The 26,070-nt window shown below is 55.1% G+C and carries 23 protein-coding genes; 12 read left to right on the top strand and 11 right to left on the bottom strand.

Going from position 1 to position 26,070, the window contains the following annotated elements; genetic code table 11:
* Positions 1-17: 17 nt before the first annotated feature.
* Positions 18-2,072 (bottom strand): DNA helicase IV, encoded by a 2,055-nt coding sequence (helD, locus tag ACQG1Y_RS08230; RefSeq protein ID WP_414234593.1) that lies wholly within the window; start codon positions 2,070-2,072, stop codon positions 18-20.
* A gap of 122 nt (positions 2,073-2,194) precedes the next feature.
* Between helD and ACQG1Y_RS08225 the strand changes: the two genes are divergently transcribed.
* Entirely contained in the window at positions 2,195-2,641 is a 447-nt protein-coding gene (locus ACQG1Y_RS08225; protein WP_003858149.1) for a YccF domain-containing protein, read from the top strand.
* Between the two features lie 18 nt (positions 2,642-2,659).
* The gene (gene yccS / locus ACQG1Y_RS08220) at positions 2,660-4,822 is read left to right on the top strand and encodes a YccS family putative transporter (protein ID WP_133982570.1); all 2,163 of its coding nucleotides are present in this window, start codon (positions 2,660-2,662) and stop codon (positions 4,820-4,822) included.
* Here yccS and ACQG1Y_RS08215 read toward each other — a convergent pair.
* A complete protein-coding gene (locus ACQG1Y_RS08215) occupies positions 4,779-5,405 on the bottom strand; it encodes a TfoX/Sxy family DNA transformation protein (RefSeq protein ID WP_368740691.1) in 627 nt (208 codons plus the stop codon). The genes yccS and ACQG1Y_RS08215 overlap by 44 nt on opposite strands.
* Positions 5,406-5,622: 217 nt before the next feature.
* Between ACQG1Y_RS08215 and sulA the strand changes: the two genes are divergently transcribed.
* Positions 5,623-6,132 (top strand): SOS-induced cell division inhibitor SulA, encoded by a 510-nt coding sequence (gene sulA / locus ACQG1Y_RS08210; RefSeq protein ID WP_026094322.1) that lies wholly within the window; start codon positions 5,623-5,625, stop codon positions 6,130-6,132.
* A 356-nt stretch (positions 6,133-6,488) separates the two neighbouring features.
* A complete protein-coding gene (gene ompA / locus ACQG1Y_RS08205; protein WP_017694761.1) occupies positions 6,489-7,541 on the top strand; it encodes a porin OmpA in 1,053 nt (350 codons plus the stop codon).
* 65 nt (positions 7,542-7,606) lie between these two features.
* Here ompA and matP read toward each other — a convergent pair whose 3' ends face one another.
* On the bottom strand, positions 7,607-8,059 hold the full coding sequence (gene matP / locus ACQG1Y_RS08200) for a macrodomain Ter protein MatP (RefSeq protein ID WP_368740692.1): 453 nt from the start codon (positions 8,057-8,059) through the stop codon (positions 7,607-7,609).
* Positions 8,060-8,245: 186 nt separating this feature from the next.
* Here matP and ACQG1Y_RS08195 point away from each other — a divergent pair, with 186 nt between their 5' ends.
* Positions 8,246-10,006 (top strand): AAA family ATPase, encoded by a 1,761-nt coding sequence (locus tag ACQG1Y_RS08195; RefSeq protein WP_426736727.1) that lies wholly within the window; start codon positions 8,246-8,248, stop codon positions 10,004-10,006.
* A gap of 68 nt (positions 10,007-10,074) precedes the next feature.
* Positions 10,075-10,593, top strand: coding sequence for a bifunctional 3-hydroxydecanoyl-ACP dehydratase/trans-2-decenoyl-ACP isomerase (fabA, locus tag ACQG1Y_RS08190; RefSeq protein WP_000227926.1), 519 nt, complete (start codon positions 10,075-10,077; stop codon positions 10,591-10,593).
* Positions 10,594-10,664: 71 nt separating this feature from the next.
* Here the strand turns inward: fabA and rmf are convergent, their stop codons facing one another.
* The 6 genes from rmf to rlmKL all read right to left on the bottom strand — a co-directional run bounded on the left by rmf (position 10,665) and on the right by rlmKL (position 18,590).
* Positions 10,665-10,832, bottom strand: a complete 168-nt coding sequence (rmf, locus tag ACQG1Y_RS08185; RefSeq protein ID WP_003858162.1) for a ribosome modulation factor — start codon at positions 10,830-10,832, stop codon at positions 10,665-10,667.
* 254 nt (positions 10,833-11,086) lie between these two features.
* Positions 11,087-11,653 (bottom strand): membrane integrity-associated transporter subunit PqiC, encoded by a 567-nt coding sequence (gene pqiC, locus ACQG1Y_RS08180; RefSeq protein ID WP_017384809.1) that lies wholly within the window; start codon positions 11,651-11,653, stop codon positions 11,087-11,089.
* Positions 11,650-13,290, bottom strand: a complete 1,641-nt coding sequence (pqiB, locus tag ACQG1Y_RS08175; RefSeq protein ID WP_015570901.1) for an intermembrane transport protein PqiB — start codon at positions 13,288-13,290, stop codon at positions 11,650-11,652. The genes pqiC and pqiB overlap by 4 nt, the downstream gene beginning before the upstream one ends.
* A gap of 4 nt (positions 13,291-13,294) precedes the next feature.
* A complete protein-coding gene (pqiA, locus tag ACQG1Y_RS08170; protein WP_017693685.1) occupies positions 13,295-14,548 on the bottom strand; it encodes a membrane integrity-associated transporter subunit PqiA in 1,254 nt (417 codons plus the stop codon).
* Between the two features lie 13 nt (positions 14,549-14,561).
* Positions 14,562-16,469 (bottom strand): ABC transporter ATP-binding protein, encoded by a 1,908-nt coding sequence (locus tag ACQG1Y_RS08165; RefSeq protein WP_023296269.1) that lies wholly within the window; start codon positions 16,467-16,469, stop codon positions 14,562-14,564.
* A 12-nt stretch (positions 16,470-16,481) separates the two neighbouring features.
* Positions 16,482-18,590: a bifunctional 23S rRNA (guanine(2069)-N(7))-methyltransferase RlmK/23S rRNA (guanine(2445)-N(2))-methyltransferase RlmL gene (gene rlmKL, locus ACQG1Y_RS08160; protein WP_032620367.1), complete on the bottom strand. Its 2,109-nt coding sequence runs from the start codon at positions 18,588-18,590 to the stop codon at positions 16,482-16,484.
* Positions 18,591-18,688: 98 nt separating this feature from the next.
* Here rlmKL and ACQG1Y_RS08155 point away from each other — a divergent pair, with 98 nt between their 5' ends.
* A complete protein-coding gene (locus ACQG1Y_RS08155) occupies positions 18,689-19,798 on the top strand; it encodes a YcbX family protein (RefSeq protein ID WP_017384813.1) in 1,110 nt (369 codons plus the stop codon).
* Here the strand turns inward: ACQG1Y_RS08155 and zapC are convergent.
* Both zapC and pyrD read right to left on the bottom strand, forming a co-directional pair.
* Positions 19,795-20,337 (bottom strand): cell division protein ZapC, encoded by a 543-nt coding sequence (gene zapC / locus ACQG1Y_RS08150; protein WP_015570906.1) that lies wholly within the window; start codon positions 20,335-20,337, stop codon positions 19,795-19,797. The genes ACQG1Y_RS08155 and zapC overlap by 4 nt on opposite strands.
* Positions 20,338-20,503: 166 nt before the next feature.
* Positions 20,504-21,514: a quinone-dependent dihydroorotate dehydrogenase gene (pyrD, locus tag ACQG1Y_RS08145; RefSeq protein WP_047719336.1), complete on the bottom strand. Its 1,011-nt coding sequence runs from the start codon at positions 21,512-21,514 to the stop codon at positions 20,504-20,506.
* 249 nt (positions 21,515-21,763) lie between these two features.
* Here pyrD and ssuE point away from each other — a divergent pair, with 249 nt between their 5' ends.
* Genes ssuE through ssuB form a run of 5 tightly spaced genes read left to right on the top strand, consistent with a single transcriptional unit; the run spans position 21,764 to position 26,004 of the window.
* Positions 21,764-22,339 carry an NADPH-dependent FMN reductase gene (gene ssuE / locus ACQG1Y_RS08140; RefSeq protein WP_003858180.1) on the top strand — a complete coding sequence of 192 codons (576 nt, stop codon included), beginning with the start codon at positions 21,764-21,766 and terminating at the stop codon, positions 22,337-22,339.
* A complete protein-coding gene (locus ACQG1Y_RS08135) occupies positions 22,332-23,294 on the top strand; it encodes a sulfonate ABC transporter substrate-binding protein (RefSeq protein ID WP_023303399.1) in 963 nt (320 codons plus the stop codon). The genes ssuE and ACQG1Y_RS08135 overlap by 8 nt, the downstream gene beginning before the upstream one ends.
* Positions 23,291-24,436, top strand: coding sequence for an FMNH2-dependent alkanesulfonate monooxygenase (gene ssuD, locus ACQG1Y_RS08130; protein WP_047735086.1), 1,146 nt, complete (start codon positions 23,291-23,293; stop codon positions 24,434-24,436). The genes ACQG1Y_RS08135 and ssuD overlap by 4 nt, the downstream gene beginning before the upstream one ends.
* A gap of 9 nt (positions 24,437-24,445) precedes the next feature.
* Positions 24,446-25,237, top strand: a complete 792-nt coding sequence (gene ssuC / locus ACQG1Y_RS08125) for an aliphatic sulfonate ABC transporter permease SsuC (protein ID WP_003858185.1) — start codon at positions 24,446-24,448, stop codon at positions 25,235-25,237.
* A complete protein-coding gene (gene ssuB, locus ACQG1Y_RS08120; RefSeq protein ID WP_032670196.1) occupies positions 25,234-26,004 on the top strand; it encodes an aliphatic sulfonates ABC transporter ATP-binding protein in 771 nt (256 codons plus the stop codon). The genes ssuC and ssuB overlap by 4 nt, the downstream gene beginning before the upstream one ends.
* Positions 26,005-26,070 lie beyond the last annotated feature (66 nt).

The raw sequence follows: 26,070 nt of genomic DNA, 5'->3' as shown, positions 1-26,070 counted from the left end.
AGAATTTGCCCGGCGCGTTACGGCTTTCTCGCCACCGGCACGTCAATACTTTTCAAAATATCGACAAACACCGACGGCTCCTCTTTGTTGAACAAGAGCCACACGCGATGGCGCGCGCGGGTTATCGCCACGTACAGTAAACGCCGCTCCTCTGCATCCGGGAAATCTTCCGGAACAGGTAATAACGCCTCTTCCATCACGGATTCCCGCGCCGGTGCAGGGAAACCGTCGCTCCCCTCTTTTAGCCCCACCACAATCACGTAGTCGGCCTGCTGCCCTTTACTGGCGTGAATGGTCATAAAATCGAGCTGAAGTTTTGGCCAGCGCGTCGCCGCTTTTTCCAGCGCCGTCGGCTTGAGGTGATGATAACGCGCCAGGACCAGAATGCGCTCATCCGGTTTCGCATAGCCGCTCAGTTTATCCAGCAACGGTTCCAGCTGATCGTCCGCCAGCAGCGTGACGGCCTTTTTATCCCCCGACGTCAGGCTGTTAAGCGGTTTCGACAGCTGGTGCGGGTTCTGCTGAATAAAACGGTTGGCTATTTCGCCAATCCGCGAGTTGAAGCGGTAGGTGGTGTCCAGATCGCTGCGATCGCCTTCCCCAAAATAGTGGTGGAAGGCCGTTGTGAGGGATAGTTGCGCCCCGCTGAAACGGTAGATAGCCTGCCAGTCATCGCCCACGGCAAACAGCGACGTGTATTTATTCTGCGCCCGCAGCGCCGAAAGCAGCGCAGCGCGCTGCGGCGAGATATCCTGAAACTCATCCACCAGAATGTGTTTCCACGGGCTGACGAAGCGCCCTTTCTCCAGAATGATAATGGCCTGATGGATCAGCCCGGAAAAATCGACCGCGTTTTCGTCTTTCAGCGCGGTTTTCCACGCTTTCAGCATCGGCGCCATCAGCTTAACCCGCTTAGAAAACACAGCGCGGATCGACTCCGGTGCGCTTTCTATCATCTCCGCCTGAGAGCCGCCGTGCATGCGCATCAGGCTTACCCACCGGTCGAGACGAGAGCCAAGCCGGCGCGCCAGCTTTTCATCCTGCCAGAAGCTGCCCTCCGGCACCTCCCAGTTGAGTTCCTCTTCAAGCCACTGACGCCAGCCTTTCGCCTGCGCCTTTTTTTCACTGCACTGCTGACGCCATGCCTTGATAAACAGCGCCTGGCGAGCCTGAGCGTCGTTCTCCAGCTTGCTGACAACAGGAACTTTTTTGCTGCCCTGTTGAATGATGTGTAAAGCGAGGGAGTGGAACGTGCGTGCCGAGATATCCTGGGTATGCAAACGCGCCTGAATGCGCTCATCCATCTCCTGCGCAGCCTTGCGACCAAAGGCCAGCAGCAAAATCTGGTCGGCAACCGCCTCGCCCGTTGTCAGAAGCCAACCCGCGCGCGCCACCAGCACCGACGTTTTGCCGCTCCCGGCACCTGCCAGCACCAATAAAGACTGCTCGCCATTCACCACGGCGCGCGCCTGGGCAGGATTGAGGGGCGATGACTCCACCGTACTGAAGAAGTCGGCATATTGCGTAAGCATCGCCTCAGTCCAGGCCTGGTTATGCGCCAGACGGCTTTTCTCGATATCGCTCAGCCAGGCCTGGCACTTCCGCCACGCGTCGCGGCAGTTATCAAATTCCTCAAGCCGCGCCACCGGTAAAGGCAATGCCGTCAGCGCCTGGGCGATTTTTTGCTTAAGCCCGGCGGTTTGCTGGCGCGTCAGCCACTTCTGCTGCGTATTGCTTAGCGCGATATCGTCCAGCACCTGTTGCAGAACCTGTGCGGCAATCACGCTCATCTCCTGGCTCCACTGCTGCCAGCGCGTGTTCAGATGATGGTGGAAGCGTTGGGTTTCCGCCCACTCGGTCCCGTGGAGTCGCACCACTTTGTCTGCCGGCAGGACGAACTCCAGCTCCCCCCATACCAGCCCTCGTTTACAATGAATGGCCAGTAGCTGATTAAACGGAATAAGGTATTCGTGGCGTTCACCGGAGACTTTCACTCCTGCATTGAGCAGGACAATCTTGTCGTAAGGGTGCTGCGCCAGGCGTTTGCCCATTGAAGTTGCTTTCAGTTCCATATCCTGCCGGATCCACGAGGTCATAATTTGTCAGACAGTTTAACTGCCAGTTTTAAGGTGCTCCAGCCCAAAAAAACGTTACAATCACCGGGCGTTAATCATATCGAAGGAAATGAGGGTTTATGCGTACCGTTCTGAATGTGTTGAATTTTGTCCTTGGCGGTTTTGCCACCACCCTTTCCTGGCTTTTTGCCACTCTGGTGAGCATCGTGCTCATCTTCACCCTTCCGCTGACGCGCTCCTGCTGGGAAATCACCAAACTGTCCCTCGTTCCTTATGGAAATGAAGCCGTACACGTGGATGAGCTGGAGCCGGAAAGAAAAAATGCCCTGATGAATACCGGCGGCACGCTGCTGAATATTTTATGGCTGATCTTCTTTGGCTGGTGGTTGTGTCTGATGCATATCTTCGCCGGTATCGCCCAGTGCATCACGATTATAGGCATTCCGGTTGGCATCGCTAATTTCAAAATTGCTACCATCGCCCTGTGGCCGGTAGGACGCCGTGTTGTCCCGGTCGAAGTCGCGCAAGCCGCGCGTGAAGCCAACGCCCGTCGCCGTTTTCAGTAATAAGGACTGGCCGCACTCATGCTAAGCCCCCTGCTTCGTCGCTATACGTGGAACAGTAACTGGCTGTATAACGTCAGGATCTTTATCGCCCTCAGCGGCACCGTCACTCTGCCGTGGTGGCTGAATGATGTGAAGCTCACCATCCCCCTCACGCTTGGGGTGGTGGCCGGTGCGCTGGCGGATCTCGACGACCGCCTGGCCGGTCGTTTGCGTAATCTGGTCATCACGCTGGTCTGCTTCTTTATTGCTTCCGCCTCCGTTGAGCTGCTTTTCCCCTGGCCCTGGCTGTTTGCCTTAGGGCTGACGGTGTCTACCAGCGGCTTCATTTTGCTCGGCGGCCTCGGGCAACGCTACGCCACTATCGCGTTTGGCGCCCTGCTGATTGCCATTTACACCATGCTGGGCGTCTCTCTTTACGATCAGTGGTATCAACAACCGGTCCTGCTGCTGTTGGGCGCTATCTGGTATAACCTGCTGACCTTAACCGGGCATCTTATTTTTCCGGTTCGTGCCTTACAGGACAACATTGCCCGCAGTTACGAACAGCTGGCCCACTATCTGGAGCTGAAATCCCGGCTGTTTGATCCGGATATTGAAGAGGACAGCCAGGCGCCCCTGTACGATCTGGCGCTGGCAAATGGCCAACTGGTCGCCACGCTGAATCAGACCAAAGCGTCTCTGCTCACCCGTCTGCGCGGCGATCGCGGTCAGCGCGGTACCCGGCGCACACTGCACTACTACTTTGTCGCCCAGGATATTCACGAGCGCGCCAGCTCCTCGCATGTGCAGTACGCTGACCTGCGCGAGAAATTCCGCTACAGCGACGTGATGTTCCGTTTCCAGCGCCTGCTGTCGATGCAGTCTCAGGCCTGCCAGCAACTTGCGCGCTCAATACTGCTGCGCACGCCCTATCAGCACGATCCTCGCTTTGAACGCGCATTCAGTCATCTGGATGCGGCCCTCGATCGCGTTCAGGCCAGTGGGACATCGCCGGAACAGTTCAAAGCCCTGGGATTCTTGCTCAACAACCTGAGAGCCATCGATGCTCAGCTCGCCACCATTGAGTCTGAACAGGCGATGGCAATGCCGGGCAATGACGCCGACAACCAGCTTGCCGACGACAGTCTCAACGGTTTCAGCGATATGTGGCTGCGCCTGAGCCGTCATTTTACGCCGGAATCCGCCCTCTTTCGCCATGCGGTAAGGATGTCGCTGGTTCTGTGCGTCGGCTATGCATTTATCCAGATAACAGGGTTGCACCACGGTTACTGGATCCTGCTGACCAGCCTGTTTGTCTGCCAGCCGAACTATAACGCTACCCGCCATCGGCTCGCGCTGCGTATTGTCGGGACATTAGTCGGGGTCGCCATCGGGCTACCGGTGCTCTACTTTGTGCCATCCGTAGAAGGGCAACTGATCCTGATCGTGATTACCGGTGTACTGTTTTTCGCCTTCCGCAATGTGCAGTACGCCCACGCCACGATGTTCATCACGCTGCTGGTGCTGCTCTGCTTCAATCTGCTGGGTGAAGGCTTTGAAGTGGCCCTCCCCCGCGTGATCGACACGCTAATCGGCTGCGCCATTGCCTGGGCGGCGGTGAGCTTTATCTGGCCGGACTGGCGTTTTCGTAACTTACCGCGCGTGTCCGACAGAGCAATGAACGCCAACTGCCGCTATCTGGATGCTATTCTTGAGCAATACCATCAGGGTCGCGATAACCGTCTGGCCTATCGGATTGCCCGTCGCGATGCGCATAACACGGACGCAGAGCTGGCTTCCGTTGTCTCGAATATGTCAACTGAGCCGCGCGCCACGGCAGAAATCCGGGAGACAGCCTTCCGCCTGCTGTGTCTGAACCACACGTTCACCAGCTATATCTCTACCCTTGGCGCCCACCGTGAGAAACTGACAAATCCGGGCATCCTGGCGCTGCTGGACGACGCCGTTTGCTACGTTGATGATGCGCTTCATCATCAACCTGCGGATGAGCCACGGGTTCACCAGGCACTGGATGAACTGGTGCAACGTATCGCACACCTTGATCCTGGCACCGACAACAAAGCTCCGCTGGTCCTACAGCAAATTGGCCTGCTTATCGCTTTGCTGCCGGAAATTTGTCGGCTGCGACAGAAGATCGCTACCTGGCGGAATGATGGCCCTGCGACTCAGGCAGCGCATTAAACCACTCCATAAGCTCCCGGCGAATATCCGCCGGGAGTGCCGCTTCATGTAACCCTTCGATGGCGCCTTCAAGCGCGAACAATACCCGGATACTCAGCGCTTTATTCTTAGAGCGCATTTTCAGCCAGCTCGTCTTCGCCCCCAACTGTCGTAGCGTCTCTTCATTGGTAATGCCCGCCTCCATAAGCAGGACCTCAATCTGAAAGGTCAGGTTCGGCAGATCCTTAAGCCGGTTACGCTGATGGCGTTGGTAGCGCTCTTTCCTGGCGGCATCGAGCGCAAACGAGGAGAGCTGAAGCAGCTTTTCCCTGTTTTGCCACAGACCTTCATCCACACGGTAGTAATTAAGCAGCACTGGCCGTCCTCGTTTCATCAGGATCAGAAAAGAGGAGGCGTTTTTTACACAGTATTTTGCACTTTGCTCACAGGCGCGAAGGTACAGCTCGCCGTCAGACACCATCGCGAACACCGCTTCATCCACGGCCAGGGTATAACCGCCAAACAGGGCGCGATGATGAATTTCGCCCAGCGGAGAGAGGTATTCCTGAGATTGATAAATCCGATCATAAGATATCTTTTTCATGATAATTCCATTAAAAATCATACAGTAAACACGATATTTCTTACTAACGGATCCGTTAGCAGGAAAATAGGCAACTTATTGCCGTTGGGCAAGATGATTTTTTCAGGTTCACCAGGAATGGATGAAATTTGCGAGTCGCTTTCCGAAAATGAGGTTGATCTTTATGCACACAGGGGTTACTGTATATCCATACAGTAACTACAGGGCTGGAATGAATATGTACACTTCAGGCTATGCAAATCACTTAACACCTTCCACTTCTGCCGCAGGCAATGCTGCGCAGAATTCTATCGGGCGTGTATCGACAGGGCTTATCAGTGAAGTGGTTTACCGTGAAGACCAGCCGCTGTTAACACAACTCTTACTCCTGCCGCTTTTGCAGCAGCTCGGGCAACAGTCTCGCTGGCAGCTCTGGCTGACGCCACAGCAAAAATTAAGTCGTGAATGGGTTCAGTCGGCTGGCCTGCCGTTAGCGAAGGTGATGCAGATTAATCAACTCTCCCCTTGCGATACGGTCGAGTCGATGGTCCGGGCATTACGTACCGGGAACTATAGCGTCGTGATTGGGTGGTTGCCTGAGGATCTGTCGCAAGAGGAACATTTGCGTCTGACTGAAGCGGCTGAAGAAGGTAACGCGATGGGTTTCATCATGCGGCCGGTTCGTGGAGATTCCTATCGCAGAGGACAACATCCCGGGCTAAAAATTCACTCAAATGTGTACCATTGAGTCATTTTAAGAGTTTTCCTGGAATTTTTTTCGACCGCAGTATGCAAAAAAAGTTCAACGCGCCAAAACTGCGGCAAGGCTTGTCTGACGCGGTTCTCGTTAATTTTACTGCACAAAATTCGTTCAAAAATTGTTAAATATTAGGTATACGGAACTTTTTTTTTCATATGCCTGACGGACTTCACACTTGTAAGTTTTCAGCTACGTTGTAGACTTTACATCGCCAGGGGTGCTCGGCCTAAGCCGAAGATATCGGTAGGTTTATATTTGACCACGCCCCCCGGTGAAGGATTTAACCGTGATTCCTCCGATGGAGATATTCATGGCAAATTTTGGATGATAACGAGGCGCAAAAAATGAAAAAGACAGCTATCGCGATTGCAGTGGCACTGGCTGGCTTCGCTACCGTAGCGCAGGCCGCTCCGAAAGATAATACCTGGTATGCAGGTGGTAAACTGGGCTGGTCTCAGTTCCATGACACCGGTTGGTACAACAGCAGCCTGAACAACGATGGCCCTACTCACGAGAGCCAGCTGGGTGCAGGTGCGTTCGGTGGCTATCAGGTTAACCCGTATGTTGGCTTTGAAATGGGTTACGACTGGTTAGGTCGTATGCCTTACAAAGGCGACAACGTAAATGGCGCTTTCAAAGCTCAAGGCGTACAGCTGACCGCTAAACTGGGTTACCCAGTAACTGACGATCTGGACGTGTACACCCGTCTGGGCGGCATGGTATGGCGTGCAGACTCCAGCAACAGCATCGCTGGTGACGACCACGACACTGGTGTTTCCCCAGTATTCGCTGGTGGCGTTGAGTGGGCAATGACCCGTGACATCGCTACCCGTCTGGAATACCAGTGGGTTAACAACATCGGTGACGGTGCTACCGTTGGCGTTCGTCCAGACAACGGCATGCTGAGCGTTGGTGTTTCTTACCGTTTCGGTCAGCAGGAAGATGCGCCAGTCGTAGCTCCAGCTCCGGCTCCAGCTCCAGAAGTACAGACCAAGCACTTCACTCTGAAGTCTGACGTTCTGTTCAACTTCAACAAAGCTACCCTGAAACCAGAAGGTCAGCAGGCACTGGATCAGCTGTACACCCAGCTGAGCAACCTGGATCCTAAAGACGGTTCTGTAGTGGTTCTGGGCTTCACCGACCGTATCGGTTCTGACGCTTACAACCAGGGTCTGTCTGAGAAACGTGCTCAGTCTGTAGTTGATTACCTGGTATCTAAAGGTATCCCAGCTAACAAGATCTCCCCACGTGGTATGGGCGAATCTAACCCAGTTACCGGTTCTACCTGTGACAACGTGAAACCACGCGCTGCACTGATCGACTGCCTGGCACCAGATCGTCGCGTAGAGATCGAAGTTAAAGGTATCAAAGACGTTGTAACTCAGCCTGCGGCATAAGTTATCGTCTTATAAAAAAACCCCGCGATGCGGGGTTTTTTATTATCTGAAGAAAAGTAAAAAGCTTATTTTTTACCTAACAGTGCCTGTAGATCGTTCTTCAGCGTCGACATCTGGCTGGCATACTTCTCTTTGTGCTCGGCATCTTCAATCAGCTGCACCACCGTTTCCGACAGGGTTTTCCCGCGCCGCTGCGCAAGCCCGGCCAGACGCTGCCAGACCATGAACTCCAGGTCGATGGATTTCTTACGGGTGTGCTGATGCTCGGCATTGAAATACCGTTTACGACGAGCTCGGATAGTTTGCTTCATCCGGTTTAACAAGGCCGGATTAATGTGTTTCTCAATCCAGCCGTTGACCTGCACCGGTTCGTTTTCGAGGGTCAGCAACATATCCACAGCTTCTTGTGCCGCGCTGGCTTCGATGTAGCAGGTGATCAGCTCCCCTTCACGGTGCTTTTTGACCAGGTACTTCCATTTCCAGCCGCTTTCGAGGTTTTCCAGTTGTTGATATTTCATTGCGATCTCAGTGTTACCGTGTAACTCTGTTCAGAATATCAGTTTTTTGGCAATCTGCTGAAAAGAAATCATATCCTGTGAAACGCCGCAGGCGATCCGCATGACGAAAACCCGAATCCTGATTGGGCAGAGTGCGCCGCTTACGGTATACTCCACGGTTTTACTTCTGACTAAAAAACATCAACTTTGACCATTACGAAACTTGCATGGCGTGACCTGGTTCCGGATACCGAGAGCTATCAGGAGCTGTTTGCACAGCCAGACCTCACAAAAGAACACGAATTCATACTTAGCGATACACAACCGCGTTTGCATTACGCGCTGGAGCAGATGTCATCCCCATGGGCTACATCTCCTTTCATGCTGCTCAAAGCCCCGGAAGAAGCCGAGTATCTGACGCTTCTCGGTGATGCCATGCGCCAGTTGCATCCAAAAACGAATGCCGTTTTTGGTGGTCAGTATCATATTGCCGGACGTGACGTGACCTTCGGACCTGCCACGCAGGCAGACGGACAATTCGCTGCAAAAGGCGAAGTGATCACCGCCAACTGGGTGGAAGCAGAACAGCTGTTCGGCTGCCTTCGTCAGTTCAATGGCGATGTGTCACTGCAACCCGGTCTGGTACACCGCGCGAACGGTGGTGTGTTGCTCATCTCCCTTCACACCCTGCTCGCACAGCCTCTGCTGTGGATGCGCCTGAAAACGGTGGTGATGCAGCAACGTTTTGACTGGATAGGCTACGACGATTCACGTCCGCTGCCTGTTTCCATTCCGTCTATGCCGCTGTCGCTGACCGTCGTGCTGACGGGTGACCGTGAATCTCTGGCTGATTTCCAGGAAATGGAGCCAGAACTCGCGGAGCAGGCGGTTTACAGTGAATTTGAAGACAATATTCAGATCGCCGATGCCGATGACATGGCGCAGTGGTGTCAGTGGGTTATGGCCGTGGCGGAACGTTTCGCGCTGCCCTCGCCTGCCGAGGATGCGTGGCCGGGCTTAATCCGCGAGGCCGTACGCTACACTGGCGATCAGGAAACCCTGCCGCTCTGCCCGCTCTGGATCGGTAAACAGCTGCGTGAAGTGGGCGTTATCAGCGGCAACGGTCCGTTTACTGGTGAGCAGCTTAGCCAGATGCTGGCCCAGCGTGAATGGCGTGAAGGTTATCTTGCTGACCGTATGCAGGATGAAATTCTGCTGGAACAGATTCTGGTGGAGACCGAAGGCGAACGTATCGGGCAAATCAACGCCTTGTCCGTCATCGAGTTCCCCGGACACCCGCGCGCCTTTGGCGAGCCTTCCCGTATCAGCTGTGTCGTGCACATTGGTGACGGCGAATTTACCGATATCGAACGCAAGGCCGAACTGGGCGGAAACATTCATGCCAAAGGCATGATGATCATGCAGGCATTCCTGATGTCTGAACTTCAGCTGGAGCAGCAGATCCCCTTCTCTGCCTCGTTGACCTTTGAGCAGTCCTACAGTGAAGTCGACGGCGACAGCGCCTCGATGGCAGAGCTGTGCGCCGTGATCAGCGCGCTTGCAGACGTACCGATTAATCAGAATATTGCGATTACCGGTTCCGTAGATCAGTTTGGTCGTGCTCAACCGGTGGGTGGACTGAATGAGAAAATCGAAGGCTTCTTTGCTATCTGCCAGCAGCGAGGTTTAAACGGCAAACAGGGCGTGATTATTCCGGCGCCTAACGCTCGCCATTTGAGCCTGAGTCAGGCGATTCTGGATGCGGTAGAGCAGGAACAATTCGCCGTCTGGGCCATCGAAGGGGTTGAGGATGCTCTACCCTTACTGACAAACCTGGTCTGGGACGGCGAAGGCCAGACAACCCTGATGCAGACCATTCAGGAACGTATAGCTCAGGCGACACAGCAGGATGCTCGTCATCGTTATCCGTGGCCGTTACGCTGGTTAAGTTGGTTTAGTGCTAACTGATCGGACTTGTTCAGCGTACACGTGTTAGCTATCCTGCGTCCTTCACTAAAATAAGGCTTACTGAGAACATGGTAGATAAACGCGAATCCTATACTAAAGAAGACCTTCTTGCCTCTGGTCGCGGTGAACTGTTTGGTGCGAAAGGCCCGCAGTTACCGGCCCCAAATATGCTGATGATGGACCGTGTCGTGAAAATGACCGAAACCGGCGGCAACTTTGATAAGGGTTACGTAGAAGCAGAACTCGATATCAACCCGGACCTGTGGTTCTTCGGTTGCCACTTTATTGGCGATCCGGTAATGCCTGGCTGCCTGGGCCTCGATGCCATGTGGCAGCTGGTTGGCTTCTATCTGGGCTGGCTTGGCGGTGAAGGTAAAGGCCGTGCGCTGGGCGTAGGCGAAGTGAAATTCACCGGTCAGGTTCTGCCTACCGCGAAGAAGGTCACCTACCGTATCCATTTCAAACGCATCGTTAACCGCCGCCTGATTATGGGCCTGGCGGACGGTGAAGTGCTGGTAGATGGTCGTCTTATCTATACCGCGAACGACCTGAAAGTGGGTCTGTTCCAGGATACCTCCGCTTTCTGATAACGGCATTTAGCCCCTTCCAGAAAGGCGAAACCTCCGCATTGCGGAGGTTTCTTTTTAAAGAGACGGTATCAAGCAAGTACTGCCCTGTCTCCGATGGCTTCTCGCCAGCCCCCTAGCCATTGGGACCTTTGATTCAGGGCCTGATAGGGACACATTTCTTTTGAACGTCCGGCGATGCCAGCCTGATAACCACGTTGATGAGCCCTTTCCAGGCGATCTCGTTTCTGTCTCTTCATGCCTCGTTTCCCTCATTCTTTTGTCTGGTGGAAAGAAAACAGTGGTTGCAATATGTGCAAGCACAGTTAACGAATACCCCGAATCGGCGTCAGCGTCAACGTTCAAAATTCATACGGGTGTCATATTTGTGAGCTACATGGAAGATCGTTTGTACAAAAAATGTGACGCGGGACAAGTAACAAACTGAACATAAAACAAAAAAAAAGCCGCAATCAGCAAGGAGCTGAGTGCGGCTTTCGTCGATGAATTTTACTTATGGCAGCCGGGAAATCTCTCTTGCGATAGCAGCCGACTCCTGTGCCCACCCCTGCGCAAGCACTTTCACCATTTCGTCATAGCCATCTTTCTGCTGCTTCAGTTCCAGATGGAAAGGACGCTTAATCAGCTGGCCCTGATGATTCAAGAGCCACTCCCCGCTGATAACAACCGCACCATCATAGCGGCCATGGAATCCCGTCACGTTAACATTCAGGGTATCCTGATCGCTTCCCAGAGGCTGCGAGGCGACTACCCAACCAGGAAGCTGGCTGCTCAGATTCGCCACCAGCGTATTGCGTAGCTGCTGATCCAGCGGGCTGGCCCACAGGTTATTGTTGGCGATAACGTACTGCACATCGCTGGTCTGGTAGACCACCCCGTTGCCCGCCAGATAATCTGGCACGGCAACCTGTTCAACCCACAGCAGACGGCTGCCCTGCGAGGTGCTACTCTGCGCACCGGATTGCGCGCTTAACGGCAACTGGTAGTAGCTTTTGTTATCGCTTCCAGAGCTACAGGCCGTTAATACCAGTGCGCCTGCGATGATTAGCCATTTTTTCATTGTTTCGCCCTCTTAGGCTCAGGATCCTTTTTGTCTTTCGCTTCAAACACCAGCGCGTTGCTCTTTTCATTGAGCGTTTTCAGAACGGGCTGTAGCTCGCGTAAAACCTGATCAAGACGTTGCATATCCGCCACCATCTTGTTGTAAGCCGCTGAGCCCGGCTGGAAGCCCTGCATACTGCGATTCAGTTCGCGCAACGTTTTCTGCATATCCTGCGGCAGCTGCTGCATGGACTGGTTGGCAGTGATCTTGTTGATATTATCCAGCGTGGTTTGCAGACGTTGCATCGTCGCCTGGCTCTGATGCAGTGATCCCGTCGCGGCCTCAAGCATTGGATTCAGCGGCAGATTGTTGATCTTATCCAGCGTTTCCATCAGGCGCTGTTGGATCTGCGCCAGGCCACTGCTGACCGTAGGAATAATTTTGTAGCCGCCAAATTCACGGATCCCCGTCATTGGTGGCGCTTTTGGATAGAAGTCCATATCGACATATAACGCCCCTGTGACCAGGTTGCCAGTTTTCAGCGAGCCACGCAGACCGCGATTCATCAGATCGCTGATATGCTCCCCAATATCCTGGTCCTCGCCTATCTGGTTAATCAAACGCTCAGGCTCAATGCGGATCAGCACCGGAATACGATAATCATCATCAAGCATCTGCTTGAGTCCCGGAACAAAGTAAGGCACTTGTCCCACGGTCCCCAGACGGATACCCCGGAACTCAACTGGCGCCCCAGGCTGCAAGCCGCGTACAGAGTCCTTAAAGAACATCAGGTAGTCGATGTGATCGGTATAGAGCGCATCCTGAATGCTTTTTTGATCGTCAAACAGCCTGAAGGCGGTTTTCTCCGCCACCGGTTGTCCCAGATCGATACCTTCCGGCACATCAAAACTGACGCCCCCACCAAACAGCGTGGTGAGTGAACCCATCTCAACGCGCATCCCCGCAGAGGTCAGATCCACCGCGATCCCGCTGTCTTTCCAGAAGCGAACGTTGCTGGTCACCAGGCGATCATTAGGCGCATTGATAAAAAGCTGATAGCTGATGGTCCGTTTTTGCGGATCGAAGGTGCTTGTTTCAACCGAACCGACGCGATATCCACGGAACAGCACCGGATCGCCCGGCGAGAGCTGGCCCGCTTTTTTGCTGTCCAGAATAACGCGGATCCCTTTTGCATCCGGAGGCGCAAGCGGCGGTGAATCCAGCAGCTGATAGTTTGCTGGCTGGGCGCCTTTGTTGCCGGGCTGGAGTTCAATATAAGCCCCGGACAATAGCGTCCCTAAGCCGCTGATCCCTTCTCTCCCGACCTGCGGTTTCACTACCCAAAAAACAGAATCTTCATGGAGCAGTTTTTCCATGCCGGCATTCAGGCGGGCCTTGATTTCAACATGGGTTAAATCATCCGTCAGGGTCGCGCTTTCCACGACACCCACATCCACGCTGCGGCTCTTGATGGTGGTTTTTCCGCCCTCAATCCCCTCTGCATTGGTAGTAATTAGCGTGACTTCCGGTCCCTGATGGCTGTAATGATAAAACAGGATCCATGCACCGATCAGCGCGGTCACGATGGGGAAAATCCACACCGGCGACCAGTTTCTGACCTTCTGCACTTTAGCCTCTCCACTCTTATTTTCCATGCTCTTACTCTTCCTCATGGCTTGAATCGGGCTCACGATCCCACGATAAACGAGGGTCGAAGGTCATGGCCGCAAACATGGTCATAATGACGACCAACGCAAACATCAGCGCCCCCATAGCGGGATAAATACTCATCAGCCCCCCCATACGCACCAGCGCTGAGAGAACCGCAATCACGAACACGTCAATCATCGACCAGCGGCCAACAAATTCCACGACCTCATAAATCAGATGCATACGCTCGCTGTCTCGCTTACCGTGCCCTTTTGCATCCCAGCAAAGCCAGGCAATGGCAATCATCTTTAAGGTCGGAACCATAATACTGGCGAGGAATATGACGCCTGCTACAGGGTAAGACCCCTCGCTCCACAGCAAAATCACCCCGGCCAGTATGGTCGAGGGCATTCTGTCGCCGAGCAGATCGGTGATCATGATCGGCAAGATATTGGCGGGCAGATAGAGCATGACAGAGGTCACCAGCAGCGCCATGGTCCATTGCAGGCTATTTTTGCGCCGGACGTGACCTTTTGTTTCACAGCGCGGACACACCTCGACATCCGCGGGCAGCACGGCGGTGCAGCACGAGCAGGAGCGAAGCCCCTGACGGATACCCGGTACGCCCACCTTTACCGTCTGCGAGAGCGTCGGCGCCGGGGCAATATCGTCCCAGGCCCAGCGTCGGTCCACGCACTGGAACGCGCGCAGTTGTAGCACGCAGTACAGACACCACGGAATAAAGCTGCTGCCAATCCCCACATCGCCGTAGGCCATCAGCTTCACGAAGCTGACCAGGATACCCGCGAGAAAAATTTCCGCCATCCCCCAGCTTTTCAACTGGAACAGGATCCGCGCGAGTTTGATTTTAAGGACAGTGGGCATCCTGACGCGGTTGACCAGCAGCAGAATGACGACCAGGCAAAAAGCCGGGACGATCTGCACGAAAAGAAGAAAGAAGGTGCCAAGGCTGGCGTAATCTTCCGAGAACATCACGCCTGGTATTTCCAGTAAATCCACCTGGCTGGTCATCCCGCCCACTTTCATATAGATGAAAGGGAAGAGATTGGAGAGCAGTAACATGAATAAGGCTGCCAGCGCATAAGCCGTAGGACGCTGCCTTGGCGCGTCCCACTCGGTCGTCAGCGTAGCGCCGCAGCGCGGGCAGGCAGCCTTATGTCCGTGACCAAGCTCTGGCAACGCCACGAGCATATCGCATTGCGAGCATAATATATGCCGATCGGCATGGTGCTGGTCACACATAGATTATCCCTGTTTATGCGCCGTTTTTCAGAGACTCAAGGTACTCCCAGCGCTCAAATGCCTCTTCCAGCGCCTGTTCAGCCTGGGAGAGTTCAGCCAATACTTTCTGAGTATAGTCGTGAGGCTGCGTAAAGAATGACGCATCAGCGACCTGGATTTGCAGTGCTTCCAGTGCAGCTTCCAGCTCTTCCAGACGCTGCGGCAGCCCTTCCAGCTCGCGCTGCAAGTTATAACTCATTTTAGCAGGAGACTTTTTGACAGTTTCTGCCTTTGCAACAACAGGTTCAGCGACATTTTTGGTCTTCGCCTGTTTTTGCGCCAGCGACTGCGATTGCTGTCCACGCGCGTCATGATAGCCGCCCACATATTGCCCGATGCGTCCTTTGCCTTCGAAGATCCAGCACTCGGTCACGGTGTTATCGACAAACTGACGATCGTGGCTGACCAGCATCACGGTTCCCTGATAACCATCAATCAACTCTTCCAGCAGTTCCAGCGTTTCGACATCCAGATCGTTAGTCGGTTCATCGAGAATCAATAAGTTACTGGGTTTCAGGAACAGACGCGCCAGCAAAAGACGGTTACGTTCTCCCCCGGACAGCGCGCGCACCGGCGTCATAGCGCGTTTCGGGTGGAACAGGAAGTCCTGAAGGTAGCCCAGCACGTGACGCGGCTTGCCATTAACCATGACCTCCTGTTTACCCTCGGCGAGGTTATCCATCACCGTACGGTCTGGATCCAGCTCGGCGCGGTGCTGGTCGAAGTACGCCACTTCCAGTTTGGTACCGCAGTGGATACGACCGCTGTCGGCCTGGAGCTGACCGAGCATCAGTTTCAGCAGTGTGGTTTTACCGCACCCGTTCGGGCCGATCAGCGCAATTTTGTCGCCGCGCTGAACCTGAGCGGAGAAATCGTTCACCAGCACTTTGCCGTCAACCGAATAATTCACGTTCTCCATTTCGAAGACAATCTTGCCCGAGCGGGACGCCTCTTCCACCTGCATTTTGGCGCTACCCATGACTTCGCGGCGTTCGCTACGTTCGCGGCGCATCGCCTTCAGGGCGCGAACGCGGCCTTCGTTACGGGTACGACGCGCTTTAATGCCCTGACGGATCCATACCTCTTCCTGGGCCAGCTTGCGGTCGAACTCGGCATTTTGCAGCTCTTCCACGCGCAGGTTTTCTTCTTTCTCCAGCAGATAGGTATCGTAATCGCCCGGATAGGTCACCAGCTTGCCGCGATCGAGATCGACAATGCGCGTGGCCATGTTGCGGATGAACGAACGGTCGTGGGAGATGAAGATAATGGTGCCGTTAAAGGTTTTCAGGAACCCTTCCAGCCAGTCAATCGCTTCGATATCCAGGTGGTTCGTCGGTTCGTCCAGCAGCAGCACCTTAGGCCCGCTCACCAGGGCACGACCCAGCGCCGCTTTACGCAGCCAGCCGCCGGAGAGCGCCGACAGCTCCATATCCGCTTCCAGGCCAAGCTGGGCCAGCACTTCGTTAATGCGGTTTTCCAGCTGCCACAGGCCGTGGTGATCGAGCATCTCCTGCACTTTTGCCAGCTCGTTGAGATTCTTGTCGCTCGGGTCCGTCATCACCAGATGCGAAATCTCGTGATAACGCTTGAGGTATTCCGCCTGCTCTGAAATCCCTTCGGCCACAAAATCGTACACGCTGCCGGTGACGTTACGCGGCGGATCCTGTTGCAGACGAGAGACGATCAGATCCTGCTCGTAAACAATACGGCCGTCATCCAGCCCCTGCTCACGGTTGAGGATTTTCATTAGCGTCGATTTACCTGCGCCGTTACGGCCCACCAGACAGACGCGCTCGTTATCTTCGATATGCAGTTCTGCATTATCGAGAAGCGGTGAGTCGCTGAAAGAGAGCCACGCGCCATGCATACTAATTAAAGACATTTATTTTTCCTTTCAGACCGCGGAGATCAGCCAGCAGTTGTGGATTTGACGGTTACGGGCAAAGTCCTGAGACAGCGTTTTTTGGCTGATTTCTTGTGCTTTCAGTCCCAGTTCGGCCAGGCCGTCGTGATCCATGCGGAATCCGCGCTTGTTATTCGAGAACATAATGGTGCCGCCTTTACGCAGCAGACGCTTCAGGTCGGTCATCAGGCGCAGGTGATCGCGTTGAACATCAAAGCTATCCTCCATACGCTTGGAGTTAGAGAAGGTCGGCGGATCGATAAAGATCAGGTCAAACTGCTCGTCGGTATCGCGCAGCCAGCCCAGCACGTCGGCCTGTAACAGGCGATGCTGACGGCCGGTTAAGCCGTTAAGACGCAGGTTGCGCTCTGCCCACTCCAGATAAGTCCGGGACATATCTACCGTGGTGGTGCTACGCGCGCCGCCAAGCCCCGCATGAACGCTGGCGCTGCCGGTATAGGAGAACAGGTTCAGGAAGTCTTTCCCCTTGCTCATCTGGCCCAGCATGCGGCGGGCGATACGGTGATCGAGGAACAGGCCGGTATCAAGGTAGTCGGTCAGGTTAACCCACAGGCGCGCGTTATATTCGCCCACTTCGAGGAAGTCGCCTTTCTCGCCCATCTTCTGATACTGATTTTTACCTTTCTGACGCTCACGGGTTTTCAGCACCAGCTTGTTTGGAGAAATGCCAAGTACGGCGATGGTGGCCGCAATCACATCCAGCATACGCTGACGCGCTTTTTGCGCATCGATAGTTTTCGGCGGGGCGTATTCCTGAACCACCACCCAGTCCGCATAGCGGTCAACCGCCACGTTGTACTCGGGCAGGTCAGCGTCGTACAGGCGATAACATTCGATGCCTTCTTGCTTCGCCCACTTCTCAAATTTCTTCAGGTTTTTGCGCAGGCGGTTGGCGTAATCTTCCGCCACGCCTGACGGTTTGCTATCCGCCGCTACCTCTGCCAGATGGTAGTTTTTCTGCACGCAGTCCAGCGGGCCGTTTTTCGCTTTGAACTGGCGATCGGCACGCAATTGCAGGCAGCTCAGCAGCTCCGGCGAGGCGCTAAACAGGGAGAGGTTCCAGCCGCCGAAATGCGCTTTCATGTTGCGGCCAAGCAGGCTGTGCAGTGCAATCAGCGCCGGCTCGCTGTCCAGACGCTCACCATACGGCGGGTTGCTGATCACCGTACCGTACGGGCCTTTTGGCAGCGGATTGGTCAGATTCGCCACGTCCTTCACCTCGAAGGTCACCAGCTCGCCGATACCGGCACGACGGGCGTTGCTGCGCGCGCGTTCAATCACCCGTGCGTCGCTGTCCGAACCGTAAAAGTGAGAGGTGTACTCCGCCAGCCCTTTACGGGCGCGGGTCTGCGCATCGTCTTTGACCTCTTTCCAGATGGCTTCATCGTGCTGCGCCCAGCCTTTGAAGCCCCAGTGGCCGCGGTGCAGCCCTGGCGCACGGTCGGTGGCCAGCATCGCGGCTTCAATCAGCAGCGTACCGGAACCGCACATCGGATCGAGCAGCGGCGTACCTGGCTGCCATCCGGAGCGCATCACGATAGCGGCAGCCAGCGTTTCTTTGATCGGCGCCATCCCGGTGCGATCGCGATAGCCGCGCAGATGCAGGCCTGCGCCACTCAGATCCAGGGAAATACTGGCCGTATCGCCGTTCAGCCAGACGTTGATACGCAGATCCGGGTTTTCACGGTCAACGTTCGGACGTTCTTTATTGCGACGCGTGAAGCAGTCCACAATGGCATCCTTAACGCGCAGGGCACCGTACTGGCTGTTGCGGATCTCATCGTTGACGCCGTTGAAATGCACCGCAAAGGTAGCGTCCGGGGTGAAGATCTCTGTCCAGTCGATCATCTGTACGCCGGTGTAGAGATCAAGATCGCTGTAGACCTTGCACTCTTTCATCGGCAGCATGATGCGCGACGCCAGACGGCTCCACATCAGGCTCTGGTAAATAAGCCGCGTGTCGCCCTCAAAATGGACACCACCCTGAACCACCCGGCACTCTTTCGCGCCCAGGGCTTCCAGTTCAGTTTTTAACAGCTCTTCCAGCCCACGGGCCGTACTGGCAAACAGAGAATTCATATCGTCACTTTTACTCAAAGAAAATTGTCGCGCATTATAGCTAATATGGCGTGTATGTCATAAAGTTGAAGGCTTATTTTCTTTAGCGGGAGTGTGCAGTGGCGACGTTATCCAGGCTTTTTATTCATCCGGTGAAATCCATGCGCGGCATCGGCGTCTCTCACGCGCTGGCCGATATGAGCGGATTCGCCTTCGATCGTATTTTTATGGTCACCGAGCCTGACGGTACGTTTATCACCGCACGTCAGTTCCCGCAGATGGTTCGCTTTACCCCTTCCCCGCTTCATGACGGGCTGCATTTGACTGCGCCGGACGGTTCAAGCGTCGTGATCCGCTTTGCTGATTTTGCGCCGCTTGATGCGCCAACGGAAGTGTGGGGCAATCATTTTACCGCGCGTATCGCGCCGGATAACATTAACCAGTGGCTGAGCGGCTTTTTCTCCCGTGACGTTCAGCTGCGCTGGGTTGGGCCTGCGCTGACCCGTCGCGTGAAGCGCCACGATGCGGTTCCTCTCTCCTTCGCGGATGGTTTTCCCTTCCTTCTGACCAGCGAGGCCTCGCTGCGTGATTTACAAAATCGTTGCAAAGCCAGCGTGCAGATGGAGCAGTTTCGCCCGAATCTGGTGGTGACCGGAGCGAATGCCTGGGATGAAGATACCTGGAAAGTGATCCGCATCGGCAGCGTTATTTTTGATGTCGTGAAGCCGTGCAGCCGCTGTATTTTTACCACCGTCAGCCCGGAGAAAGGTCAGAAACACCCTTCCGGCGAACCGCTGAAAACCTTGCAGTCATTTCGTACCGCGCAGGATAACGGCGATGTCGACTTCGGCCAGAACCTGATCCCCCGCTCCAGCGGCGTGATCCGCGTGGGCGACGAGGTCGAAATTCTCACCCGCGGGCCTGCCAGGGTGTACGGCGCAGGTCAGGAAGAAGAGATGGTTGACGTTGTCACCAACGTCGCTTCCGCGGTGGATATTCACTGGGAAGGCAAGGTTATCCGTGGTAACAATCAGCAGGTGCTACTGGAACAGCTGGAACAGGCAGGTATCCGCGTACCGTATTCCTGTCGCGCGGGGATTTGCGGATGCTGTCGCATTAAACTGGTCGATGGTGAAGTAAGTGCCCTGAAGAAATCTGCGATTGGCAGTGACGGCACGATCCTGTGCTGTAGCTGTGTCCCGAAAACATCCGTACAGCTGGAAGCTTAAACTGCCTGTTCAAGGCTGAAGGAATCAACGCGCAGCTGTGGCTTCAGCCTGTCATTCATCACTTTGATGGCATCACCTAACTGCATAACTCGCCCGGCAATGGTCACGCCGGGTTGGGCCAGCAAACAGAGCGCAGCGTTTTCACCGGGTTCAACCACCAGCAAATTCACCTCTTCTTCGGTATCGCTCAGATTGACGCTCGCCGCATCGCCGATAGCCGGGGTCCAGCACATGCCGTGGGCGAGAAAATGCCAGCTTTTCGGCATTTGCGGTTTCAGGAAACGGATCGCTACCAGCGCATTTAGTACCAGTTCAGCGCGCTGTTCTTTGGAGAGATCGAACTCGCGGCATTTTTCTTCAAAAGAGAAATAGAGTGCAGCGTCGTCAACGCAAAAGCCTGAGGGAGCAAACGCGTCTGGCGTTAACATTCGGCGCGCAAAACGAGAGCGAAACAACATGCCATTGGCTAAGTCGAGCATCATACGGTCATGCTCGTCACAAAAATACCAGCGCCAGTTATCGTCAGGTTTAATTCGCATGTTTCTCTCCCGTCCCCTAAACGTCCTGTACTAAAAATGTCCTGTTTGCCGCTTCGCTTATAACACTAGTAATAAAAGACTATAATGTTTAAATAAGCAACAATGACGGAATATAAAACAACCAGGGCTGGAAATAAAGCCCTGGTTGTCTGATTAAGAGAAAAGATTAGATATGCGTGACGATTTCTTTAATCAGCGGCGGCCCTTTAAAAATAAAGCCGGAATAAATTTGCACCAGCGATGCACCTGCCGCCATCTTCTCACGTGCAGCGATGACAGAGTCAATGCCACCCACGCCAATAATCGGCAGCTGACCTTTTAATTCTGCGGAGAGTGCGCGAATAATTTCGGTGCTTTTTAATTGTACCGGACGGCCACTTAATCCACCCGCTTCGTCACAGTTTTTCATTCCCTGAACGAGAGAGCGATCGAGTGTTGTATTGGTTGCAATCACACCATCAATATTATGGCGAACTAAACTGTCGGCAACCTGGATCAATTCTTCTGCCGAAAGATCCGGGGCGATCTTAACCGCGACCGGAACATATTTATGGTGGATCGCCTGTAGCGCCGTTTGTTTATTTTTAATGGCGCTAAGAAGATCGTCGAGCGCTTCGCCATATTGTAATGAACGCAGCCCTGGGGTGTTAGGCGAAGATATATTCACCGCAATATAACCGGCATAGGCATAGACTTTTTTCATACAAATCAGATAGTCATCTTTACCCTGCTCGACCGGCGTGTCTTTATTTTTGCCAATATTAATACCCAGCACGCCATCAAAATGGGCTTTCTTAACGTTCTCAACCAGATGATCGACGCCAAGGTTATTAAAGCCCATGCGGTTGATCAGCCCCTCGGCTTCAACCAGGCGAAACAGACGTGGCTTGTCATTTCCCGGCTGCGGACGCGGCGTCACCGTCCCGATTTCGATCGAGCCAAAGCCCATCGCACCGAGTGCATCAATGCATTCGCCATTTTTGTCCAGACCGGCCGCCAGGCCCAGTGGATTTTTGAAAGTCAGGCCCATGCACTGAACTGGTTTTTCCGGCACGTTTTGACGCACCAGCGCGGCCAGAGGCGTTCCTGTAATACGGCGTAACTGCTGAAATGTAAATTCATGAGCGCGCTCAGGATCGAGCTGGAAAAGGGCTTTACGAACGAAGGGGTAGTACATGAACTCTCCTGGATTCCCGGTGTGCAAACCGGGAGGGGATTATGTGCGATTCCGCCCGGAAAGGGAATTGACCTGTGGCAAAAAAAGCCACGTAAAACGCAATCGTTTACTTATCGGTTCGCTTCTTATGCATTTTTCTGCATTCATCCTGAGGATAAATCATTTAGTGGAATAACCACGCAATGTCACACTCCTGAAAATTGTTATGAATGTTAGATAAAAGCAAACTATTAGTTATAAGGAGCAACCATGCGCGTCATTACCCTGGCCGGAAGCCCCCGCTTCCCCTCTCGCTCCAGCGCACTGCTGGAATACGCTCGCGAAAAGCTTAATGCTCTGGATGTCGAAGTGTGTCACTGGAATTTGCACAATTTCGCGCCTGAAGATCTGCTCTACGCCCGTTTCGACAGCCCGGCGCTGAAAACCCTGATCGAACAACTTAAGAGTGCTGACGGGCTGGTCGTCGCGACACCGATTTACAAAGCCTCTTTTTCCGGCGCACTGAAAACGCTGCTCGATCTGCTGCCCGAACGCGCGCTGGACGGTAAGGTCGTCCTGCCGCTGGCCACAGGCGGTACGGTAGCCCATTTACTGGCGGTGGATTATGCCCTCAAGCCGGTTCTGAACGCGCTGAAAGCGCAGGAGATCCTGCATGGCGTCTTCGCTGACGACTCACAGGTAATCGACTACCAGCATAAACCCCATTTCACGCCGAATCTGCAAACCCGCCTCGACAGTGCGCTCGAAACCTTCTGGCACGCCCTGAACCGTCGGGATCGCCACGCGGCAGCATTTCATCAATCACAAGGAGTGGCGCATGTTTAAAACAGTTACCCGTATCGGGCTGGCAGGTCTGCTGGCAGTGGCGTCGCTGGCTCAGGCGGCGGAGAAAGCGCCGGAGAGCCTGCGTATCGGTTATCAGAAAGGCAGCGTCAGTATGGTGCTGGCGAAAAGCCATGCGTTGCTTGAGAAGCGTTTCCCGGAGACCAAATTCTCATGGGTCGAGTTCCCTGCCGGACCACAGATGCTGGAGGCGCTGAACGTCGGGAGTATTGATTTAGGCAGCACCGGCGATATCCCGCCAATCTTTGCGCAGGCTGCCGGGGCGGATCTGGTTTACGTTGGCGTTGAGCCCGCCAAGCCGAAGGCAGAGGTTATTTTGGTGCCGGAAAACAGCGAGATCAAAAGCGTCGCCGACCTCAAAGGCCATAAGGTTGCTTTCCAGAAAGGTTCAAGCTCGCACAACCTGCTGCTGCGCGCGTTGCAGGAGGCCGGCCTTAAATTCACCGATATCCAGCCCGTTTACCTGACGCCTGCCGATGCGCGCGCGGCGTTTCAGCAAAAAAATGTTGATGCCTGGGCTATCTGGGATCCGTACTACTCCGCCGCACTGTTGCAGGGCGGTGTGCGGGTGCTGAAAGACGGCACCACCCTGAAGCAGACCGGTTCGTTCTACCTGGCGGCACGTCCTTACGCTGAGAAAAATGGCGCATTTATTCAGCAGGTGCTGGATACCTTCTCTCAGGCCGATGCGCTGACCCAAAGCCAGCGTCAGCAGAGCATCACGCTGCTGGCAAAAACCATGGGCCTGCCTGAACCGGTGATCGCCACTTATCTTGACCACCGTCCTCCCACCACCATAGCACCGGTTGACGCCCACGTTGCCGCTCTCCAGCAGCAAACGGCAGACCTCTTTTATCAAAACCGCCTGGTTCCAAAGCAGGTGAATATTCGCGAACGCATCTGGCAACCCGCTGGCATTGAAGGAAAAAAATCATGAGTCTGAATCTTTTCTGGTTTTTACCCACCCACGGTGATGGACACTATCTTGGCACAGAAGAAGGCGCCCGCCCGGTCGATCACGGCTATCTACAGCAGATCGCCCAGGCGGCAGACCGCATCGGTTTTACCGGGGTACTGATCCCGACGGGCCGCTCGTGTGAGGATGCGTGGCTGGTTGCCGCATCAATGATCCCCGTCACCCAGCGCCTGAAATTCCTGGTAGCCTTGCGCCCGAGCGTGGTGTCGCCCACCGTCGCGGCGCGTCAGGCGGCAACGCTGGACAGGCTTTCCAACGGCCGTGCGCTGTTCAACCTGGTGACGGGCAGCGATCCGCAGGAGCTGGCGGGCGATGGCGTCTTCCTCGATCATACCGAGCGCTATGAAGCCTCCGCAGAGTTCACCCGCGTCTGGCGACGTCTGCTGGAAGGGGAAACCGTCACCTTCGAAGGGAAACATATCCACGTTCGCAATGCGCAGCTCTACTTCCCGCCGGTACAGCAGCCGCGCCCTCCCCTCTATTTCGGCGGATCGTCGGACGTGGCGCAGGAGCTGGCGGCTGAGCAGGTCGATCTCTATCTGACCTGGGGCGAGCCACCGGAGCTGGTGAAAGAGAAAATTGCTCAGGTACGCGCTAAAGCCGCAGAACATGGCCGTACGGTACGCTTCGGCATTCGCCTGCACGTGATCGTCCGCGAAACAAACGACGAGGCCTGGCAAGCCGCCGACCGTCTGATCGCTCATCTGGACGACGACACTATCGCTAAAGCACAGGCAGCGTTTGCCAAAACCGACTCCGTGGGCCAGCATCGGATGGCCTCCCTGCACAACGGCAAGCGTGAAAACCTTGAGATCAGCCCGAACCTGTGGGCCGGGGTAGGTCTGGTGCGCGGCGGTGCCGGCACGGCACTGGTCGGCGACGGTCCAACCGTAGCGGCACGCATTAATGAATATGCGGCGCTGGGGATCGACAGCTTTATCCTGTCTGGCTACCCACATCTGGAGGAGGCGTACAAGGTGGGTGAACTGCTGTTCCCGCACCTGGATGTCGCTATCCCGGAAATTCCGCAGCCACGTCAGCTTCAGTTGCAGGGCGAAGCCGTGGCGAACGCGTTTATCCCGAGAAAAGTCGCGCAAAGCTAAGGAGCCACCATGTCTGCAACCGCACAAAAATGGCTGCTGCGCGCCGCGCCGTGGTTTCTGCCCGTCGGCATTGTCCTCGTCTGGCAACTGGCGTCTTCAACTGGCTGGCTGTCGAGCCGCATTTTGCCCTCTCCGGAGGGCGTTGTGGAAGCGTTCTGGTCGCTAAGCGCCAGCGGTGAGCTGTGGCAACATCTTGCCATCAGCTCCTGGCGCGCGGTAATTGGCTTTTCGATTGGCGGAAGCATCGGCCTGACGCTGGGGCTGATCAGCGGCCTGTCACGCTGGGGTGAGCGGCTACTGGATACCTCCGTTCAGATGCTGCGCAACGTGCCGCATCTGGCGCTTATTCCGCTGGTTATCCTGTGGTTTGGCATTGATGAGAGCGCCAAAATTTTCCTCGTGGCGCTGGGAACGTTATTCCCGATTTATATCAATACCTGGCATGGGATCCGTAATATCGATCGCGGTCTGGTGGAGATGGCCCGCAGCTATGGCCTGTCAGGTTTTGCCCTGTTTACCCATGTGATCCTGCCGGGCGCCCTGCCCTCCATTATGGTTGGGGTGCGTTTTGCGCTCGGCCTGATGTGGCTAACCCTGATCGTGGCGGAAACCATTTCGGCTAACTCCGGCATTGGTTATCTGGCGATGAACGCCCGCGAGTTCCTGCAAACGGACGTGGTGGTGGTTGCCATTATCCTTTATGCCCTGCTCGGCAAACTTGCGGACGTCAGCGCCCAGTGGCTGGAACGTAGCTGGCTGCGCTGGAACCCGGCCTACACCGCTCAGGAGGCGAAAGCATGAATACTGCACGACTGAACCAGGGAACACCGTTACTGCTGAACGGCGTGACCAAACGCTACGGCGACAACACCATTCTGAATGCACTGGATCTGCATATTCCTGCCGGACAGTTCGTGGCCGTTGTCGGCCGCAGCGGTGGCGGCAAGAGTACCCTGCTGCGTCTTTTAGCCGGGCTGGAAGCGCCAAACTGCGGTGACATTCTGGCAGGCACTACGCCGCTGGCCACGATTCAGGATGATACGCGCATGATGTTTCAGGACGCGCGTCTGCTGCCGTGGAAAACGGTGATGGATAACGTCGGGCTGGGCCTGAAGGGCAGCTGGCGGGAGGACGCCCGGCAGGCACTCGCTGCGGTAGGGCTGGAGAATCGCGCGGGAGAGTGGCCTGCGGCCCTGTCGGGTGGACAAAAGCAGCGCGTAGCGCTGGCTCGCGCGCTGATTCACCGTCCCGGCCTGTTGCTGCTTGATGAACCGCTCGGCGCGCTTGATGCCCTGACGCGGATCGAGATGCAGGATCTGATTGAAACCCTCTGGCAGACGCACGGCTTTACGGTACTGCTGGTGACGCATGATGTCAGTGAAGCCGTGGCAATGGCAGACAGGGTGCTGTTAATAGAAGAGGGCAAAATTGGTCTGGATCTGACGGTAGATATTCCACGTCCTCGCCGCGTGGGATCGGCCAGACTGGCGGAGCTGGAAGCCGAAGTACTGGATCGGGTGATGAAACGTGGGGAAGCGGAGATTCAGCGGATAAAGGCTAATGCCTGATGCCCTCACCCCGGCCCTCTCCCACAGGGAGAGGGAGAAAACCGATGCCCCGCGACCCCACGTAGG

It is taken from the genome of Enterobacter cloacae complex sp. 397G4 (assembly GCF_050031515.1).
GTDB lineage: Bacteria > Pseudomonadota > Gammaproteobacteria > Enterobacterales > Enterobacteriaceae > Enterobacter > Enterobacter hormaechei_C.
This window is presented reverse-complemented; position numbering and strand designations above follow the sequence as displayed.

Coding starts and splice junctions, on each gene's coding strand:
- ssuD (WP_047735086.1), top strand. CDS start 23,291: ATGAGTCTGAATCTTTTCTGGTTTTTACCCACCCACGGTGATGGACAC.
- sulA (WP_026094322.1), top strand. CDS start 5,623: ATGTACACTTCAGGCTATGCAAATCACTTAACACCTTCCACTTCTGCC.
- yccS (WP_133982570.1), top strand. CDS start 2,660: ATGCTAAGCCCCCTGCTTCGTCGCTATACGTGGAACAGTAACTGGCTG.
- pqiA (WP_017693685.1), bottom strand. CDS start 14,548: ATGTGTGACCAGCACCATGCCGATCGGCATATATTATGCTCGCAATGC.
- ssuC (WP_003858185.1), top strand. CDS start 24,446: ATGTCTGCAACCGCACAAAAATGGCTGCTGCGCGCCGCGCCGTGGTTT.
- pqiC (WP_017384809.1), bottom strand. CDS start 11,653: ATGAAAAAATGGCTAATCATCGCAGGCGCACTGGTATTAACGGCCTGT.
- ssuE (WP_003858180.1), top strand. CDS start 21,764: ATGCGCGTCATTACCCTGGCCGGAAGCCCCCGCTTCCCCTCTCGCTCC.
- ACQG1Y_RS08225 (WP_003858149.1), top strand. CDS start 2,195: ATGCGTACCGTTCTGAATGTGTTGAATTTTGTCCTTGGCGGTTTTGCC.
- ACQG1Y_RS08215 (WP_368740691.1), bottom strand. CDS start 5,405: ATGAAAAAGATATCTTATGATCGGATTTATCAATCTCAGGAATACCTC.
- ompA (WP_017694761.1), top strand. CDS start 6,489: ATGAAAAAGACAGCTATCGCGATTGCAGTGGCACTGGCTGGCTTCGCT.
- matP (WP_368740692.1), bottom strand. CDS start 8,059: ATGAAATATCAACAACTGGAAAACCTCGAAAGCGGCTGGAAATGGAAG.
- ssuB (WP_032670196.1), top strand. CDS start 25,234: ATGAATACTGCACGACTGAACCAGGGAACACCGTTACTGCTGAACGGC.
- rlmKL (WP_032620367.1), bottom strand. CDS start 18,590: ATGAATTCTCTGTTTGCCAGTACGGCCCGTGGGCTGGAAGAGCTGTTA.
- helD (WP_414234593.1), bottom strand. CDS start 2,072: ATGGAACTGAAAGCAACTTCAATGGGCAAACGCCTGGCGCAGCACCCT.
- ACQG1Y_RS08165 (WP_023296269.1), bottom strand. CDS start 16,469: ATGTCTTTAATTAGTATGCATGGCGCGTGGCTCTCTTTCAGCGACTCA.
- ACQG1Y_RS08135 (WP_023303399.1), top strand. CDS start 22,332: ATGTTTAAAACAGTTACCCGTATCGGGCTGGCAGGTCTGCTGGCAGTG.
- fabA (WP_000227926.1), top strand. CDS start 10,075: ATGGTAGATAAACGCGAATCCTATACTAAAGAAGACCTTCTTGCCTCT.
- pqiB (WP_015570901.1), bottom strand. CDS start 13,290: ATGGAAAATAAGAGTGGAGAGGCTAAAGTGCAGAAGGTCAGAAACTGG.
- pyrD (WP_047719336.1), bottom strand. CDS start 21,514: ATGTACTACCCCTTCGTTCGTAAAGCCCTTTTCCAGCTCGATCCTGAG.
- rmf (WP_003858162.1), bottom strand. CDS start 10,832: ATGAAGAGACAGAAACGAGATCGCCTGGAAAGGGCTCATCAACGTGGT.
- zapC (WP_015570906.1), bottom strand. CDS start 20,337: ATGCGAATTAAACCTGACGATAACTGGCGCTGGTATTTTTGTGACGAG.